Genomic DNA, 14,952 nt, shown 5'->3' on the forward strand with positions numbered 1-14,952 from the left:
GTCCAGCCGTTCACGCAACGGCGCGGTCATGGCATCCGCCTCGACCATCTTGAGCCGTGTCGATGGATTGCTGATCCCGGCATAGTGGTGAACGATCGGGTCGGGCACGGTGGCGAGGCCGGGAACCGAATTCCAGGCGGTGTCGAGACGCGCGACACGGGATCGGTTCGGCTCGTCGGGACGATCCGGTCCGAGCCCCACACATTCATTGTAACCGAGAAGGTGGAGCATGGTGGCTTGGTCGAACCAGGGATGCGGGAATTCGTCGGCTTCCCAGACCCGCTTGAAAAAATCGCGTGACCAATCGTGCACACGGATAAGCATGACGCCCGAATTGTAGTGTGGAACGAAATCCGCGGCCAGGATCTCGGATGTATCCGGACCGTGCCAAGCCATATGCAGATGAGCGTCGTCGACTGCCGCCGTCCTGACATCGACGTCGTTGCGAAGCACGATGGCGTCGACATCCATCCAGAGCACGAAATCGAAATTGTCTTCAAGCGCGGCCCGGATCACTTCGATCTTCAGCCATCCGCGCGGACGTTTCCAATCGTCTCCATGAATGACGCGCTCTTGATAGCCATGCGCCTCGGCGAATGCCTGCATGCGGGGAACGGTGATGGTGGCGAGCGGCTGCTGAACGGAGTCGTAGGCAGTCAGAAGGCACACGCTTGGCCGCATGGAAGCTCTCCGGACGCCGCTCTGGCGTTCTATCGATCTCGCGCCGCCGCTACATCGCGTCGAACTGCCCGGTGAGCGTCACGCGCGGGCCGTGCGTGTAACGGTCGGGCGTCAGATTGGAGTTGGATGAGCCCTTCTCGTTGAACACGTTGATGAACGCGTCGAGCCGATAGCCGGTGCCAAGCTTCAGGTTCGGCGTCAGCCAATAGGACACGCCGACCTGGACGTCCGCACTCACCACGCCGGCAAACAGCCGGTCGCGACTGGTATTGAGAGTGTTGCCAACTGGGAAGAGGGCGGAAAGAAACGAAGGCGAGACCGAAAACAGGCTCAGGGCGCTAATTGACGATTCCTGCCGGCCGATCAGCAGAGCGGCGTCGCCGCTGTAATCGAATGACCATTTGCCGGCAAAGGGGACCGAGCCTTCGATTCCGATGAGCGGGCCTGCGCCCAGAAAACTCGCGCGCGAATCGAACAAATTCGAGATTGTGGTGGTCAAACTGGTGACCGCCGGAAATCCGGGCACCACGATCGGACCGACGCCGCTGGACGCGGTCACCAGAACATCCGAGTTCGAGCTTCGGGTGACGAATTCGGCAACACGAACGCCCCCCTTCAGTTGGAGGGCGCTTGGTCCGCTGCCGGCGATGTCGCGTCCGACCGCGAGATCAGCGAGCCAATGGGTCTCCTTGTAGGAATCGCTAAAGGTCTGCGTTGCCGTCGAGCTGGCACCGCCAAAGGCGATTGTATCCGTGGTTGAGGCGAGGCCGGTGGCCTTGCCTCCCTCACCGTAACGGAACTGGCCGCTGACGTGCCAGGGAGATCCGGCGAAGCGATAGTCGAACCCGGTTGCGAATTCCCAGCCGACCTTGGGTGTCAGGTCGAACTGACCGGTCAGACCGTAAGTGCTCAATATCGGATCGCCGCCGCTCCAGATCGCGCCGCCTTCGATCCAGGCCCTGAACAGCGCCGGGCCAGCAAGCGGCGGCGCCTTGACCGGGAAGTCCGCGGCATAGGCCTGCAATGGATTTTTGGCTTGTTGCGAAACAGCCGCCACGGCTAGGAATGCGGAATTGTCATGGTGCGCTCGGGCGCCGGTCCTGGCAGGTTCGGCCGCCGCGCGTGCGCCTTGCGATTTCAGCCGCGTATTCTCTTCAAGCAGCCGCTGGTTCTCGCGCAATGCGGCGTTTTCCTTGCGGATTGCAGCGTTCTGGCGTTCCAGCAGTTCGAGGCGCGCATTGACGTCTTCGAGTTCTCCGGCAGTGGCTGCGGTGGCCGTCAATGCCGCGGCCGCGCCGAGCATGAGCGCAACAGTCTTTTTCATTGTATTCACCTCGTCCGGCACCAGTGGCGCGACCGTGACGAGGAATTGCTGGTCACGCATCAACCGTACGGTTGAGCTCCGCCGGCTGCCGCGCTCGACGAGTTATTTCCAGGCTTGGGTGTGGCCGATGGGACGCAACCGGCGTGTTCAGCGGCCCGCAGCTGTCGCAGCGACGATGTCGAGCTGGTTCCTGATCCAGCGACGGGCCGGATCCTTCTGATGGCGCTGGTGCCAGACCATGAACATCGGCAGCTCGGCCAGCGTTCGCGCGCTGGACGCCAGTGGAATCCTCACGATCAATTTGCAGGGGCCGGAAGAGACGGTGTTCTTCGACGTATGAACGTCTCAGATCTCGCCGGAATGGAGTTGCCCGCGAAAGGCGCGCGGTGACACGCCGGTGGCTGCAGCATAGACCCGGCTGAAATAAGCGGGGTCCTCGAAGCCGAGCGCATAGGCGATCGTCGAGACCGGCAAATTGGTGTAGACGAGGTTGCGGCGCGCCTCGCGGATCAGCCGGTTGAGGATCAGATGCGAGGCGGTGTCGCCGGTTGCCGCCCGCGTCGCCCGGTTGAGATGAGTCGGCGTGATCGACAGCGCCTCCGCATAGTCCGCAACGCTCCACCGTTCCAGATGATGCTGTTCCAGCAGCGCCTCGAAACGGCGGAATAGGCCGCTTTCCGCCGCGGCGTTGCCACCGCTCTCGCTGGTGAGCGCGCGGGCCACCAGCCCGATCATGGCCGCCGACAATGCACGCAGCACATGCGCTCGGCCAAAATCGCGCGCGGCGTGTTCGGCAAAGATCTGCTTCATGGTCGTGCGGATCTGCGTCGTGCCGCGCACCACGGCCGATCGTGACAAGGCGCCGCGCAGTCCTTCCGAGGCAAGCAGCGCCTCGTCCAATATTTCCGCGGCGATCGTCAGCACCCAGCCCTGCGTATCGGGCACGAAACGGAAGCCGTGGACGTGCCCGACAGGGACGTTGACGATTTGCATCGGCTTCAGCTGCACCATGCGCCCGTCGAGCGTCGCCTCGCCGCCGCCGCGCTCGATCAGCAGCACCTGGTGCAACCGGGCATGGCGATGCACGGCCAGTGTCCAGTCGTGCAGCACCGAGCGGGATGCAATCGTCTCGCAATGCACGACATCAGGCAGGTCGCCGGACTCGCCGAACAAATTGTAGACCCGGATGGCCGGGGCAGGGGCTGCTCGTCTCATGTTCGAATAGTACAAGACAAAGACGAAACCCTCCATCGGTCTGCGGTGCTGAACCTGCAAAAAAGTGCCGACGGGAGGACGCAAAATGAAAGTTCAGGTCTGTATCATCGGCGGTGGGCCGTCCGGATTGCTGCTGTCCCAGCTGCTGCATTTGAAGGGCATCGACACGGTCGTGCTGGAAAAATACAGCCGCGACCACGTGCTCGCCCGTATTCGCGCCGGCGTGCTCGAGCACGGCTTCGCGAGGCTGATGCGCGAGGCACAGTGCGGCGAACGGATGGACCGCGAGGGCGAGATCCACGGGGGATTCGAGATCGCCCATGCCGGCGGGCTCTCCCATATCGATCTGCACAAGCATTCCGGCGGGAATTCGGTGCTGGTCTACGGCCAGACCGAGCTGACGCGCGATCTTTACGAGGCGCGCGACCGTCTCGGCGGCAAGGTCGTGCACAAGGCCGAGGACGTGACGCCGCATGACCTGATCTCGGATCGGCCTTACGTGACCTATCGTTCGAATGGCGAGATCGTCCGGGTCGATTGCGACTATGTCGTCGGCGCCGACGGCTTTCACGGCGTCAGTCGCAGATCGATCCCGAAGGACGTTCTGCGGGAATATGAGAAGATCTATCCGTTTGGCTGGCTCGGCGTGCTGTCGCGCACGAAGCCGGTGTCGCCCGAGCTGATTTACGCAAAACACGCGCGCGGCTTTGCGCTGTGTTCCTTGCGGTCACAAGTGCTGAGCCGGTACTACGTCCAGGTGCCGCTCACCGACAAGGTGGAGGACTGGAGCGACGATGCGTTTTGGGCCGAGCTGAAGCGCCGTTTGCCGGACGAGGTCGCCGGCCGCCTGACCACGGGACCCTCGATCGAGAAGAGCATCGCGCCGTTGCGCAGCTTCGTCGCCGAGCCGATGAGCTACGGCCGTCTGTTTCTCGCCGGTGATGCCGCCCACATCGTGCCGCCGACCGGCGCACGCGGGCTGAACAGTGCCGGCTCCGACATCTACTATCTCTACCACGCCATGCTCGCGCACTATCAGAACGGCGATGATTCCGGTCTCAAAGGCTATTCGGCCAAGGCGCTGGCGCGGATCTGGAAGGCGCAACGCTTCTCGTGGTGGATGACGATGCTGCTGCATCGCTTCCCAGACCGCCTCGACTACGAGGATCGGCTTCAGCAGACGGAGTTGGAATATCTGCTCTCGTCGGAGACGGCGCAGCGGCTCTTGGCGGAGAATTACGTGGGGCTGCCGTTCTAGCGTAGCGAACGCTGCTATTTCCCTTCTAGCGTATTGACCGGCGTCCATTCCGGCGGTGGTGGATTGGCAGCGAGCGATTTCGCGCGTTTGGCGAACAGCGCCGATGCCGGGTCGGCCTCCGCCGTCCGCCCGAACGCGTCAGCCGCCCTGGCAAAATCCCGCGCGCGCCAATAGGCGAGCCCTTCTGCATATGCCGCCGCCACCTTCGTCTGCCCCACGCTTTCCGCGCCCTTGTCCGCGAGCGGCTCGAACACCTTGATCGGCTCACCGCGGCCGATCACCCTGATAGCATCGAGCTCGCGCCATGCAAAAGCGTCGCCGGTCTGCGCCATCGTCGTCTCCGAGGCCATGATCGCGGTGCCGTAATATTTGTTGGCGCCCTCCAGCCGGGAGGCGACATTCACTGTATCGCTCATCACGGTGTAGTTGAAGCGGCGGCGGGAGCCGATATTGCCGACAACGGCTTCGCCGCTGTTGAGCCCGATGCGATGCGACAAGCCGCGGCCGGCGAAGGCGGCGCTGCCGGCGTTGAGCTCGGCCAGCTTGTCATGGCATTTCAGCGCGGCATGGACGGCGTTGCGCGCGTGCACGGGATCGTCCGCTGGCGCACCGAACATCGCGACGATGGAATCGCCGATATATTTGTCGACATAGCCGCCATGGCTTTCGATGATGTCGGTCATGGCGGACAGATATTCGTTCATCAGCGTCACCAGCTCGCCCGGCGTCATCGTCTCGGCGATCGAGGAGAAGCCGCTGAGGTCGGAGAAGAACATGGTGATGTTGCGCATCTCGCCGCCGAGCGCCGGCATCTTGCCCGAGGTCACCATGTTGTCGATCACTTCAGGGGCGAGATAGAAAGCAAAGCTCTTGCGCAGGAAACGCTCGTCACGATCTGCCAGCACGAAACGGTAGCCGATCATCATCGCGAGCGCGGCAAGGCTCGCGAGTGCCGGCTCCGTCAGCGGCAGCGCCAGCGCGTGAACGAATGCGCCGATAGCTATGGCCGCATAAGCGGCGGTGAGAACGATCCAGGCGATCAGGGCGCCACCCGGTGCGAGCATGCAGGCCGCGCAGGCGATGATCGCTGCGAAGGCGATCGTGAGAACGAGCCGAACGGGAAACCCGGGCTCCGTCACGGCATCGTGCTCCATCAGGTTTCGGACTGCGGTGGCGTGGACGAAGACGCCGGCAATGTCGCTGCGAGCCTTCACGGTGGCCGCCGGTGCGGGCAGGGCGCATCGCGCCGCCGGCGTTCCGTCATGTGCGCCGGAGAGGCGCATCGAGGTCAGTTTGCGATCATCGAAGGTGAGGATGCTGCCGAGCAGCACGACCTTGCCGTCGAAGGCGCGGCGGAAGAAATCGCGGTCGCTTTTTTCGACGCAGGCCCGCAGGTCGGCGAAGGAGAAGGTTGGAACGTCGCGGCCCAGCCCTTGAAAATTGAGGGTCAGCGTGTTTGGCACCGCGCTCGGAATTGCATAACCGGACAATTCGGTCGCACCCGATGGCGCGATCTCGGGCTTTGCGCCGAGCGCGCGGGCGGCGAGCTCGACGGCCATGGCGGGGACCGGCTTGCCCTCGACGGTGAAGCTCAGGGGCATCCGTCGGATCACGTCGTCGGCGTCGGTGTGGACGTTGAGCGCGCGGACATTGTTCCGCGTCGCCAGCCGCTGCGCGGGATAAGGCACCTCTGGATGGTCGTTGCTGAGGATTTCGCCGAGCACCAGCTTGCCGTTGTCGGAGAGTTGTCGCAGCGCGATCAGGTAATCCCGGTCAAATCCCTTCATGCGGGCGCCGAGCGGCGCGTCGCCAAACGGGATCTCCGATTGCTCGATCGAGCTCGGAAAGATCACGTCGAAGCCGATCACCCTGGCGCCGCCGTCGGTGATGCTGGCGAGCACCCGGCCGATCTCGCGCGTCCAGGTCTGCGTCGGCGAGCCCTTGAACGGCGGGGTGTCGTAGGTCTCGCCGTCGATCGCCACGACGACGACCGGCGATGTCGCGGGATCGCGGTGGTCGCCGACGATCTTGTTGCGCAGCGCCGTGAGGATGTCGAGCGAGAGACCTTGCAGCGTCTGAAGCGGCGGAGACGTGAAGACCACGCCCGCAACGAGCGCGATCAGGATCGCCGCAACGATGTCCCGCCTGCCGATCCGCCGCATCGCCCTGTCGCCAGGCCGCCTATTCGAGCCGCAGCAGGCGGCCGACGATCGGCGTCGGCGATGACGTGGCGCTGGCGTCGACCTGAAACGCGTAGCGCTTGGCGCCGAGAATGGCGAGGTAGCTGCCGCCCGGGGTCAGCGACTTTCCGGCCTTGGCAAAGTCATAGAACTTGCCGCCGACCATGATCTCATTCTTGAGCGGGACGCTGATCGTGGGCTCCTTGCCGTCGGTGCGCTCGATCACCAGCGTGCTGCCGCTCTTGGCCTGCACCAGCGGGGCGACGCCGTAGAGTGTCGGCAGCTTCTCGGGCGCGCCCTTGCCGTCGGACCGCATGGTGCGGAAGGTGGTCGCCGCACTCTGGTTCGCCTCGCGCTCGGACAGTTTGGCCGCATTGGTATCGCAGGGCACCCTTTCCCGCTTGACCTCGCCGAGCTGTACGGTGCTCTGCTCGGCGCCGACCAGGACGACGCCTTCGCTGATGGTCTCGCGCTGGCAGGATTTGAGATAGCTGAGCGTAATGCTCGCCTTGGGCCCGAGCTTGATGATCTTGCCCGGCGCGACATAGTCCATGAACGCGACGCCGTCGACCTTGCCTTGCACGTCCTCGACGATGGCGGCCGGGGTCTCCGCCAAGGCGGGGGCTGCAAGACAGAACGCGCCGACAAATGCGCCGATCAGGCTTCTCATGGGAATTCTCATTCAATTTGGCCGATACTCTGGCGGTCTCCGTCCGGGTCCGATGCTTAGCAGCGGCGCGCCCCGGGCAAGTGTGACCGGAATCACTCTTAGATATTGGTGCACCTTATCAGCAAGAGGTTCAATGTGAACGGGATCTGCGACTGCCGACTTGGCGACGGCTAGTGGGGCAGGCCCGCGAGCTGTCGCGGCGCCACACCGAGCGTCTGCGAGGGGTATTCGCCGAACATGGCCTGATAATAATGCGAGAAGCGACCAAGCTCGAAGAAGCCCTGCTGCATGGCGACGGTCGCGACCGTGGTCGTGCCGGGAGCGCTCGCGCGCAGGATCGAGTGGGTCACGCACAGGCGCTTGTGCCGCAGGAACGTGACCGGACCGATGCCAAACACCTCCTGAAATGCGCGATGCAGCGTCCGCCGCGAGACACCAAGCGCGTCACAAATCTCCGAGACGTGCACCGGGCGCGTGCCGGCCTCGTCGAGATATTCCTCGACCCGCCGGATCAGCCGCCTTGCCGAAGGCAGCCAGCCGATATCGTCGGGCGGCAGTGACGACATCACGTTGGCCGCCATGCATTCGGCGATCGATCGCTTCCAGAAATCGGCCGTTGACGGCGTCAGTCCGTGCTTGTGGCTGCGCAGGTGCGACATGATCCGGGCCAGGCGACGCGCGGCGATCGCGCCGCTCTCGAGGTTCGCCCGGAAATGGCCGCGGCTGCGCCAGGTGTCGGGATCGCTCAACCTGGCTTCGCCGCCAAACAGGGATGTGACCTCGTCAAGGTCGAAGCGCATCGCCGCGTAAGCGGACGGGCCGTGAAAGACCCCGTCATGCTCGAGCAGCGGCGGAATCACGAGCACGTCGTTGAGCTGCATGTCGAACGACCAGTGGGCGACGCGCTCTTCGGCCGCCAGCAGCATTCCGATGATCAGCTTGTCGTCGCTGGAGACACGCTGGGTCCGCATGCCGACATTGAAAGTGCCGATGCTCAGAGAGAAATCGCCGATGCCGACATGCGACAATGTCCCGCGCAGACGTCCGCGTCCGAGCTGCATCACGTCGACATGCGAGCCGTGAACGGCCTGGTGAAGTCCTTCGAAGCCGTCCAGCTTCCGCGAATCAACCAGAAGGAATTGCCCCATGGTCGTACCCTGTTACTCAAGCACGACCATTCTGCGGCAGGCGGCAGCGAAATACCACCACAACGAGAGGTGTGTGCGCCAAGCTGACTTCGCGTTTTAAGGCAATCATCACCGAATTTGACGCGAGATATGCGCTACATGTCGGCGTGGATTGCGGAATTCGCGACATGTGTCGTTAAGCCTCACAGCTCTCAGCGGCATGCTGGCACAAACTGCACATCACAGCCGACCAATCTTCGGGTACCGTTTGCAACCTAAAAGATATCAATCGGAAGCGCTCTGCGGATGGCGGAGCGCACGCGGCAGGTATTTGCCGCGTGCTGGAGAACCTGCGCGCGAAAGGAAAGCGACGGTGACGCAAAGAGGCGTCTCCGGCCCGAGCGCCAAAAAAGAGGGGACCAGACAATGTGTCCAACGTGCCGGGCAATATGCCGTCGTCGACATCTGCCGAAGTTCGTACCGTAGCGCCAGGTGGAATGCACGTATTTGGAGTTCCACCATGCTACGGGCGGACCCGGGTCATTGCGAGTGGTTGCCGGATGATTTGAAGACCGGCGAGATGGTCTTCATTCCCGGCGGGACCTTCCGTATGGGATCCGATCACCATTATCCCGAGGAGGCGCCAAGCCATCGCGCCTCCATTGACGGCTTCTGGATCGACCGCACGTCCGTCACCAACCGACAGTTCAAGCAATTCGTCAACGCGACCGGCCACGTCACCGAAGCTCAGATCGTTCCCGACCCCAAGGACTATCCCGGCGCGCTGAAGGAGATGCTCTACGCCGGCTCGCTGGTGTTCTCGCCGCTGCCTCGCATCAGCGATCTCTCCGATTGGAGCCAGTGGTGGTCCTTCGTGCGCGGCGCCGATTGGCTTCATCCCTATGGCTCCGGCAGCAATATCAAGGGCCTCGAGGATTACCCGGTCGTCCACGTTTCCCATAGCGATGCAGCCGCCTATGCCCGCTGGGCCGGTAAGGATTTGCCGACAGAAGCAGAGTGGGAGTTCGCCGCGCGCGGCGGCCTCGACGGCGAGGAGTTCGCCTGGGGCGATGCGCTGATGCCCGGCGGCAGGCACATGGCCAACATCTGGCAGGGCAATTTCCCTGTCCAGAATCTCGGCGAGGATGGGTTCGAGCGTACCTCGCCGGTCATGGCCTTCCCGCCGAATGGATACGGCCTCTACGACATGATCGGCAATGTCTGGGAGTGGACCTCCGATTGGTGGTCGACCAGGCATGAGGCCGATCCCGCAAAGCCCTGCTGCATCCCCAAGAATCCCCGCGGCGGCCGCGAGGACGCAAGCTATGACCCCCGGCTGCCGGACATCAGGATTCCCCGCAAGGTGCTGAAGGGCGGCTCGCATCTGTGCGCACCCAATTATTGCCGCCGCTATCGCCCCGCGGCGCGGCACGCCGAGCCGGTCGATACTTCGACGAGCCACGTCGGTTTCAGATGCGTGGTGAGGTATCCACACCCGACATAGATCCTGTGCCCCTGGAAGAGGAGAGTCGAATGTCACGCCAAGCGAAGACGAATGATTCCGCTTCATCGATCACATGGTGGGCAGCCCTGCGGCCGCCGCTGAAGCTCTTCGGAAGAACCAATACAGTCCCGCTGCGATCGCGGACATCGCCGAGGCGTTCAAGGCGCAGAAGCTGTTCTCGTCGCGGGAGCGGAAGCGATTATACACGGATGGGTCCGTGCTGAAGTGGCTTCAGCAGGTCAGCGACTTCTTCATGGCCGGGGCCGGCATCACCGGGGCAGTGCGGTCGTTGATTATTTCGACCCGCAGCTCTACCTGGACATGTGCAGTAGCACGCCGTTGGTTCACGGCCCCTTGCAGTGGGCAGGTCACGCGGCCGGCTAGGCCGTTTCCAGGCTATCCCCGGCGGGACGGTCCTCGGCAATCTCTCTCATGAGGGACGTCGGCGTCACGGTTTTCTGAAGCAGGGCTGCGCCCCTGACCGGCGATCTCCACCACCTCGTCCCAGCGCGACAGGAAGGCCTCGACACAGGCCGGGTCGAATTGCCGGCCCTGGTGCTCGACCAGATAGTTGTGTGCCATCTCGAGCGGCATCGGCTCTTTATATGGCCGCCGTGTCGTCAGGGCGTCGAAGACATCGGCGACCGCGACCACGCGCGCAGCGATGGGAATCTCGTCCGCCTTGACGCCGTTCGGATAGCCTGCGCCGTCCCAGCGCTCGTGATGACCTGCGGCAATTTGCGCACCGAGTTGGATCAGCTCGCAACCGGAGCCAGCCAAAATCCGTTCGCCGATCGTCGCGTGGGTCCGGATCACCGCCATCTCCCCGTCGGTCAGCTTGCCGGGCTTGAGGAGAATATTGTCGGGAATGGCGACCTTGCCGACATCGTGGAGCGGCGCGGCGAGATAAATGTCGCGACAGAGCCGGGCGGGCAGGCCGAGCTGCTCCGCGATGATGCGGCTGTAGCGGGCGACCCGCAGCGTGTGCTCGCCGGTGTCGTTGTCGCGGTACTCGACCGCAAGCGCGAGCCGCAGGATGATCTCCTCCTCGCGCTCGCCGAGCTTTCGCGTGGCTGCCGCGACTTCGCTGGCCAGATGCGCGGCACGATCGTTGAGCTTGCGCACGGCTGCACCAAGCTGAATCAAATTCCGCAGGCGCACCGTCATTTCGACGCTCTGCGGCTGCTTCGGCAGGAAATCGGTTGCACCGGCCTGCAGCGCTTCCATCTTGACGTCGTCGGTCTGTCGCGAGGTGATCATCGCGATCGGGATGTCGGCGCAGCCCGGCAGGGCGCGGAAGGTGCGGATGAAGCTGATGCCGTCCATATGCGGCATCTCGTAGTCGACCAACACAAGGTCGAACACGCGCTCCCGCGCGCAGGCCAACGCATTCACGGGATCGAGGAAGGTGGTGGCCTCGACCAGACCTTCGGCCTCGATGTGACGTTTCAGGAAGTTGAGGACGGAACGGCTGTCATCAACCAGGAGCGCTTGGGTCAGCATCGGCGGCCGGGGCTCTCTTCGCTGGCAAAGGCACGAACCCAAGCCATAACCCGAGCGAATTTAACGCGAAGCAAATGCGCCGGCACGGGAGCCACCGCGCCGCATACATGCGTGCCATGCATGTGACTTCGGCCGGTTGTGCACGCTTGCATGCAGTTGCGCGAATTCCCTGGGAATGTGACCCGTAGTTGTACGGACCCGCGCGTTAGGGGTTTGCTCATTCGATTCGCGTCAAACGTGTAGTGGAATTTTAGCAAAGGCGGGGCAGCGATGGCGCTCAATCCCACAGAGCCAAAGTGGTCGTTGCGGTTGCCCGCCGATTGCAGCATCGCGGCCATTCGCGGAGTCTATGAGCTCATACGCGAGGCGTTCGGCCGCCAGGAGCGGCTCGAGATCGACTGTTCGAGCGTCGACAAGGCCGACGTGACCTCGATCCAGCTTCTGCTGTCGACCGCCAGGACGGGCGAGGCCCAGGGCCGCCCTGTGGTCCTGACCTCCTTCTCCCAGTCCCTGCGCAACACGCTTCGCCGCGCCGGCTTCGCCAGCGAGGCGATGATCGATCAGCATTTCCCGCAAAAGAAAGATGGCGCCTAATGGCCACGATTCTCACGGTCGACGACTCCCCCAGTATCCGGCAGATGATCAAGGTCGTGCTCGAGCCGGCGGGTCACAGCGTGATCGAGGCCGGGGACGGCGCGCAAGGGCTCGCCAAGGCCCAGGCCGGCAAGCTTGATCTCGTGATCACCGATCTCAACATGCCCGTCATGAACGGGCTGGAGCTGATCCGGGCGCTGCGCAAGCTTCCGAGCGCGGTCGGCATGCCCATCGTGTTCCTGACCACCGAATCCAATGACACGGTGAAGCAGGAAGCCAAGAGCGCCGGCGCCACCGGCTGGATCACCAAGCCGTTCAAGCCCGAGCAGTTGCTCGCCGTCGTCAGCAAGCTGGTGCGTGCATGAGCGCGATGGACCCGACCGAGGTCTTTCGTCAGGAAGCCAGCGAACTCTTCGAAGTTCTTGAAGGAGCCCTGCTCGATCTCGGCCTGCGTCCCGACGACCGTGACCTGGTCGATTCCGCCTTCCGCGCCCTGCATACGATCAAGGGTTCGGGCGCCATGTTCGGCTTCGACAAGGTTGCCTCCTTCACCCACGAATTCGAGACCGCCTTCGACCGCGTCCGCAAGGGCGAGATCAAGCCGACACAGGATCTGATCTCGGTCGCGCTCGCCGCAAAAGACTATATCCGCGCGCTGATCGAGGATCCGCAATCGACCGACGACGTTATCGGTGAGGGCATCCTCGACGACCTCAAGCGCTTCGTGTCGTCCGACCAGCCTGTTGCATCGATCGCCGAGGCGCCGCCGCTGGTCCCCGGCAGCGAGAGCAAGCAGGCCGGCTGGCATCTCTATCTGGAATTCGAATCCCACATCCTGCGCAACGGCTCCAACCCGCTCGACCTGCTGGAAGACCTCTGCAAGCTAGGCCCCTGCTTCGTCGTGCCCGTGACCGACGGCATCCCGTTCCTCGACGAACTGGAGCCGGACGACTGCTATCTGAAGTGGGACGTCAAGCTGCACGCGGCCTGCGACAAGGACGCGATCGACGACGTCTTCATGTTCGTCCAGGACGAGATGAAGCTGACGCTTTCGCCGCTGGAGCATGTCGAAGCGCCCGCGCCGATGCTGCTGTTCAATCTTCTCAACGAGGAGCCGGCTTCGGTAGTCGAGCCGGCCGCGCAGGTAGCCGAGATGGCTGCGCCGGTCGCCGCGCAGCCCGCCGTAAAGGCGGACCCCAAATCTGAATCCAGGCCGGAGCCGAAGCCCGAGGCCAAGCGCGATGATCGCGGCATCGCCACCGTCCGTGTCCAGGCCGAGCGTCTCGACGAATTGATGGACCGGGTCGGCGAACTCGTCATCGCCCAGGCGCGGCTGACCCAGCTCGCCGCTTCCGGCTCCGACCTCTCGATCAAGATGATCGCCGAGGAAATCGAACGTCTCGCCTCTTCCTTGCGCGACACCACGATGGGCGCGCGCATGGTGCCGATCGGCTCGCTGTTCGGCCGCTTCCGTCGCTTGATCCATGACCTGTCGCGGGACCTGTCGAAGCCCGTCGAGTTCGTCACGACGGGTGAGGACACCGAGCTCGACAAGACCATGATCGAGTGCCTGGCCGATCCCCTGGTTCACCTGATCCGCAACGCCATCGACCACGGCATCGAGGACACCGCCACCCGCTCCGCGAACGGCAAGATCGAGCAGGGCCGGATCGAGCTTGCGGCTGTTCATTCCGGTGCGCAGGTGCTCGTCACCGTGAGGGACAATGGCGGCGGCCTCAACACCGCGCGCATCCGCGCGAAGGCGGAAGAGCAGGGGCTGATCGCCGCCGGCGCCGTGCTGACCGATCACGAAATCCACCAATTCCTGTTCCACCCGGGCTTCTCGACCGCGCAGACCATCTCGGCGCTGTCGGGCCGCGGCGTCGGTATGGACGTGGTCAAGCGCACCATCGAGAACATGCGCGGCACGATCGATTTGTCGACCAAGCCGGGCCAGGGCACCACCGTGACGCTACGCCTGCCGCTGACGCTCGCGATCATCGAGGGCCTCCTGATCCGCGTCGGCGAGGGCCGCTACATCATCCCGCTGTCGGCGGTGGAGGAATGCATCGAGCTGACCGCCGAGGACGAACGCTCCCGCGGTCGCAATTTCCTCAACGTGCGCGGCAACCTCGTCCCGTTCCTGCGCTTGCGCGAGATCATGACCACATCGGGCGCGCCCGACCGGCACCAGAAGACGATCATCATCTCGACCGGCGAGACCCATGTCGGTCTTGTCGCCGACCAGATCATCGGCAACCACCAGACCGTGATCAAGTCGCTCTCCAAGCTGCATTCAGACGTCACGATCTTCTCCGGCGCGACCATCCTGGGCGATGGCACGGCGGCTCTGATCCTCGACGTCGCCCAACTTGTCGCGCTGGCGCAGTCCAAGGTCGAGAAGCAGCACATCAGCGAGGCGGCGTGATGAACGAAGGGCAGGCAGGCGAACGTCAGGCCGACGCGATGCAGGTCGTGATGATCGGGCTGGGCGAGGAAAAGTTCGCGCTCGACGCAGGCCTCGTGCGCGAGATCATCGATCCCGTGCCGGTCACCAAGGTTGCCGGCGCGCGGGCCTTCGTTCCCAGCGTTATCAACGTGCGCGGCAATGTCATTCCGCTCGCCGACCTGCGCATCCGCTTCGGCATGCCGCAGCCGGAGAACTCGGCCGACACGCGCATCGTCGTCATCGAGCTCGAGCTCGACGGCGAGCCGGTGCTGGTCGGCGTCACCGCGGACAAGGTCTACGAGGTCACCGAGATATCGCAGACCGACGTGCAGCAGACGCCGCGCGTCGGCATGCATTGGAAACCGGAGTTCATTCGCTTCATCGCCAAATGGCGCGAAGAGTTCGTCATCGTTCCCAACATGGAACGCATCCTGAATTGAAATGAAG

13 protein-coding genes and 1 pseudogene are annotated in these 14,952 nt (G+C 63.7%); 6 read left to right on the forward strand and 8 right to left on the reverse strand.

Annotated elements, in window-relative coordinates:
• From IVB31_RS09475 to IVB31_RS09490, 4 genes and pseudogenes are all read right to left on the reverse strand, one after another.
• On the reverse strand, positions 1 to 606 hold a 606-nt coding region (locus IVB31_RS09475; protein WP_247321103.1), incomplete at its 3' end, for a putative nucleotide-diphospho-sugar transferase.
• Between the two features lie 124 nt (positions 607 to 730).
• On the reverse strand, positions 731 to 2,026 hold the full coding sequence (locus tag IVB31_RS09480) for an Lpg1974 family pore-forming outer membrane protein (protein ID WP_247321105.1): 1,296 nt from the start codon (positions 2,024 to 2,026) through the stop codon (positions 731 to 733).
• 126 nt (positions 2,027 to 2,152) lie between these two features.
• Positions 2,153 to 2,296, reverse strand: a pseudogene (locus IVB31_RS09485) (LysR family transcriptional regulator); the annotation flags it as partial.
• Between the two features lie 54 nt (positions 2,297 to 2,350).
• Positions 2,351 to 3,256 carry a helix-turn-helix domain-containing protein gene (locus tag IVB31_RS09490; protein ID WP_247321107.1) on the reverse strand — a complete coding sequence of 302 codons (906 nt, stop codon included), beginning with the start codon at positions 3,254 to 3,256 and terminating at the stop codon, positions 2,351 to 2,353.
• 49 nt (positions 3,257 to 3,305) lie between these two features.
• Between IVB31_RS09490 and pobA the strand changes: the two genes are divergently transcribed.
• Positions 3,306 to 4,478 (forward strand): 4-hydroxybenzoate 3-monooxygenase, encoded by a 1,173-nt coding sequence (gene pobA / locus IVB31_RS09495; protein ID WP_247321110.1) that lies wholly within the window; start codon positions 3,306 to 3,308, stop codon positions 4,476 to 4,478.
• Positions 4,479 to 4,492: 14 nt separating this feature from the next.
• Here the strand turns inward: pobA and IVB31_RS09500 are convergent, their stop codons facing one another.
• The 3 genes from IVB31_RS09500 to IVB31_RS09510 form a co-directional block, all read right to left on the reverse strand.
• The gene (locus tag IVB31_RS09500; RefSeq protein ID WP_247321111.1) at positions 4,493 to 6,640 is read right to left on the reverse strand and encodes an adenylate/guanylate cyclase domain-containing protein; all 2,148 of its coding nucleotides are present in this window, start codon (positions 6,638 to 6,640) and stop codon (positions 4,493 to 4,495) included.
• A gap of 19 nt (positions 6,641 to 6,659) precedes the next feature.
• Entirely contained in the window at positions 6,660 to 7,328 is a 669-nt protein-coding gene (locus tag IVB31_RS09505; protein ID WP_247321114.1) for a hypothetical protein, read from the reverse strand.
• Positions 7,329 to 7,498: 170 nt separating this feature from the next.
• A complete protein-coding gene (locus IVB31_RS09510) occupies positions 7,499 to 8,476 on the reverse strand; it encodes a helix-turn-helix domain-containing protein (RefSeq protein WP_247321123.1) in 978 nt (325 codons plus the stop codon).
• A 499-nt stretch (positions 8,477 to 8,975) separates the two neighbouring features.
• Between IVB31_RS09510 and IVB31_RS09515 the strand changes: the two genes are divergently transcribed.
• Positions 8,976 to 9,959, forward strand: a complete 984-nt coding sequence (locus tag IVB31_RS09515) for a formylglycine-generating enzyme family protein (protein WP_247321124.1) — start codon at positions 8,976 to 8,978, stop codon at positions 9,957 to 9,959.
• Between the two features lie 396 nt (positions 9,960 to 10,355).
• Here the strand turns inward: IVB31_RS09515 and IVB31_RS09520 are convergent, their stop codons facing one another.
• Entirely contained in the window at positions 10,356 to 11,462 is a 1,107-nt protein-coding gene (locus IVB31_RS09520; protein ID WP_247321125.1) for an HD domain-containing phosphohydrolase, read from the reverse strand.
• A gap of 270 nt (positions 11,463 to 11,732) precedes the next feature.
• On the opposite strand from IVB31_RS09520, the gene IVB31_RS09525 reads away from it, so the two are divergent.
• Genes IVB31_RS09525 through IVB31_RS09540 form a run of 4 tightly spaced genes read left to right on the forward strand, consistent with a single transcriptional unit; the run spans position 11,733 to position 14,945 of the window.
• Positions 11,733 to 12,056 (forward strand): STAS domain-containing protein, encoded by a 324-nt coding sequence (locus IVB31_RS09525; RefSeq protein ID WP_247321126.1) that lies wholly within the window; start codon positions 11,733 to 11,735, stop codon positions 12,054 to 12,056.
• The gene (locus tag IVB31_RS09530) at positions 12,056 to 12,421 is read left to right on the forward strand and encodes a response regulator (RefSeq protein WP_247321134.1); all 366 of its coding nucleotides are present in this window, start codon (positions 12,056 to 12,058) and stop codon (positions 12,419 to 12,421) included. The genes IVB31_RS09525 and IVB31_RS09530 overlap by 1 nt, the downstream gene beginning before the upstream one ends.
• Positions 12,418 to 14,484, forward strand: a complete 2,067-nt coding sequence (locus IVB31_RS09535; protein ID WP_247321136.1) for a chemotaxis protein CheA — start codon at positions 12,418 to 12,420, stop codon at positions 14,482 to 14,484. Before IVB31_RS09530 ends, IVB31_RS09535 begins: the two co-directional genes overlap by 4 nt.
• Complete coding sequence (locus tag IVB31_RS09540) at positions 14,484 to 14,945, forward strand: chemotaxis protein CheW (protein WP_247321139.1); 462 nt, start codon at positions 14,484 to 14,486, stop codon at positions 14,943 to 14,945. Before IVB31_RS09535 ends, IVB31_RS09540 begins: the two co-directional genes overlap by 1 nt.
• Positions 14,946 to 14,952 lie beyond the last annotated feature (7 nt).

Source organism: Bradyrhizobium sp. 21 (assembly GCF_023073335.1).
Classification (GTDB): domain Bacteria; phylum Pseudomonadota; class Alphaproteobacteria; order Rhizobiales; family Xanthobacteraceae; genus Bradyrhizobium.

Coding starts and splice junctions, on each gene's coding strand:
- IVB31_RS09500 (WP_247321111.1), bottom strand. CDS start 6,640: ATGCGGCGGATCGGCAGGCGGGACATCGTTGCGGCGATCCTGATCGCG.
- IVB31_RS09525 (WP_247321126.1), top strand. CDS start 11,733: ATGGCGCTCAATCCCACAGAGCCAAAGTGGTCGTTGCGGTTGCCCGCC.
- IVB31_RS09510 (WP_247321123.1), bottom strand. CDS start 8,476: ATGGGGCAATTCCTTCTGGTTGATTCGCGGAAGCTGGACGGCTTCGAA.
- IVB31_RS09535 (WP_247321136.1), top strand. CDS start 12,418: ATGAGCGCGATGGACCCGACCGAGGTCTTTCGTCAGGAAGCCAGCGAA.
- IVB31_RS09530 (WP_247321134.1), top strand. CDS start 12,056: ATGGCCACGATTCTCACGGTCGACGACTCCCCCAGTATCCGGCAGATG.
- IVB31_RS09505 (WP_247321114.1), bottom strand. CDS start 7,328: ATGAGAAGCCTGATCGGCGCATTTGTCGGCGCGTTCTGTCTTGCAGCC.
- IVB31_RS09515 (WP_247321124.1), top strand. CDS start 8,976: ATGCTACGGGCGGACCCGGGTCATTGCGAGTGGTTGCCGGATGATTTG.
- pobA (WP_247321110.1), top strand. CDS start 3,306: ATGAAAGTTCAGGTCTGTATCATCGGCGGTGGGCCGTCCGGATTGCTG.
- IVB31_RS09490 (WP_247321107.1), bottom strand. CDS start 3,256: ATGGAGGGTTTCGTCTTTGTCTTGTACTATTCGAACATGAGACGAGCA.
- IVB31_RS09520 (WP_247321125.1), bottom strand. CDS start 11,462: ATGCTGACCCAAGCGCTCCTGGTTGATGACAGCCGTTCCGTCCTCAAC.
- IVB31_RS09540 (WP_247321139.1), top strand. CDS start 14,484: ATGAACGAAGGGCAGGCAGGCGAACGTCAGGCCGACGCGATGCAGGTC.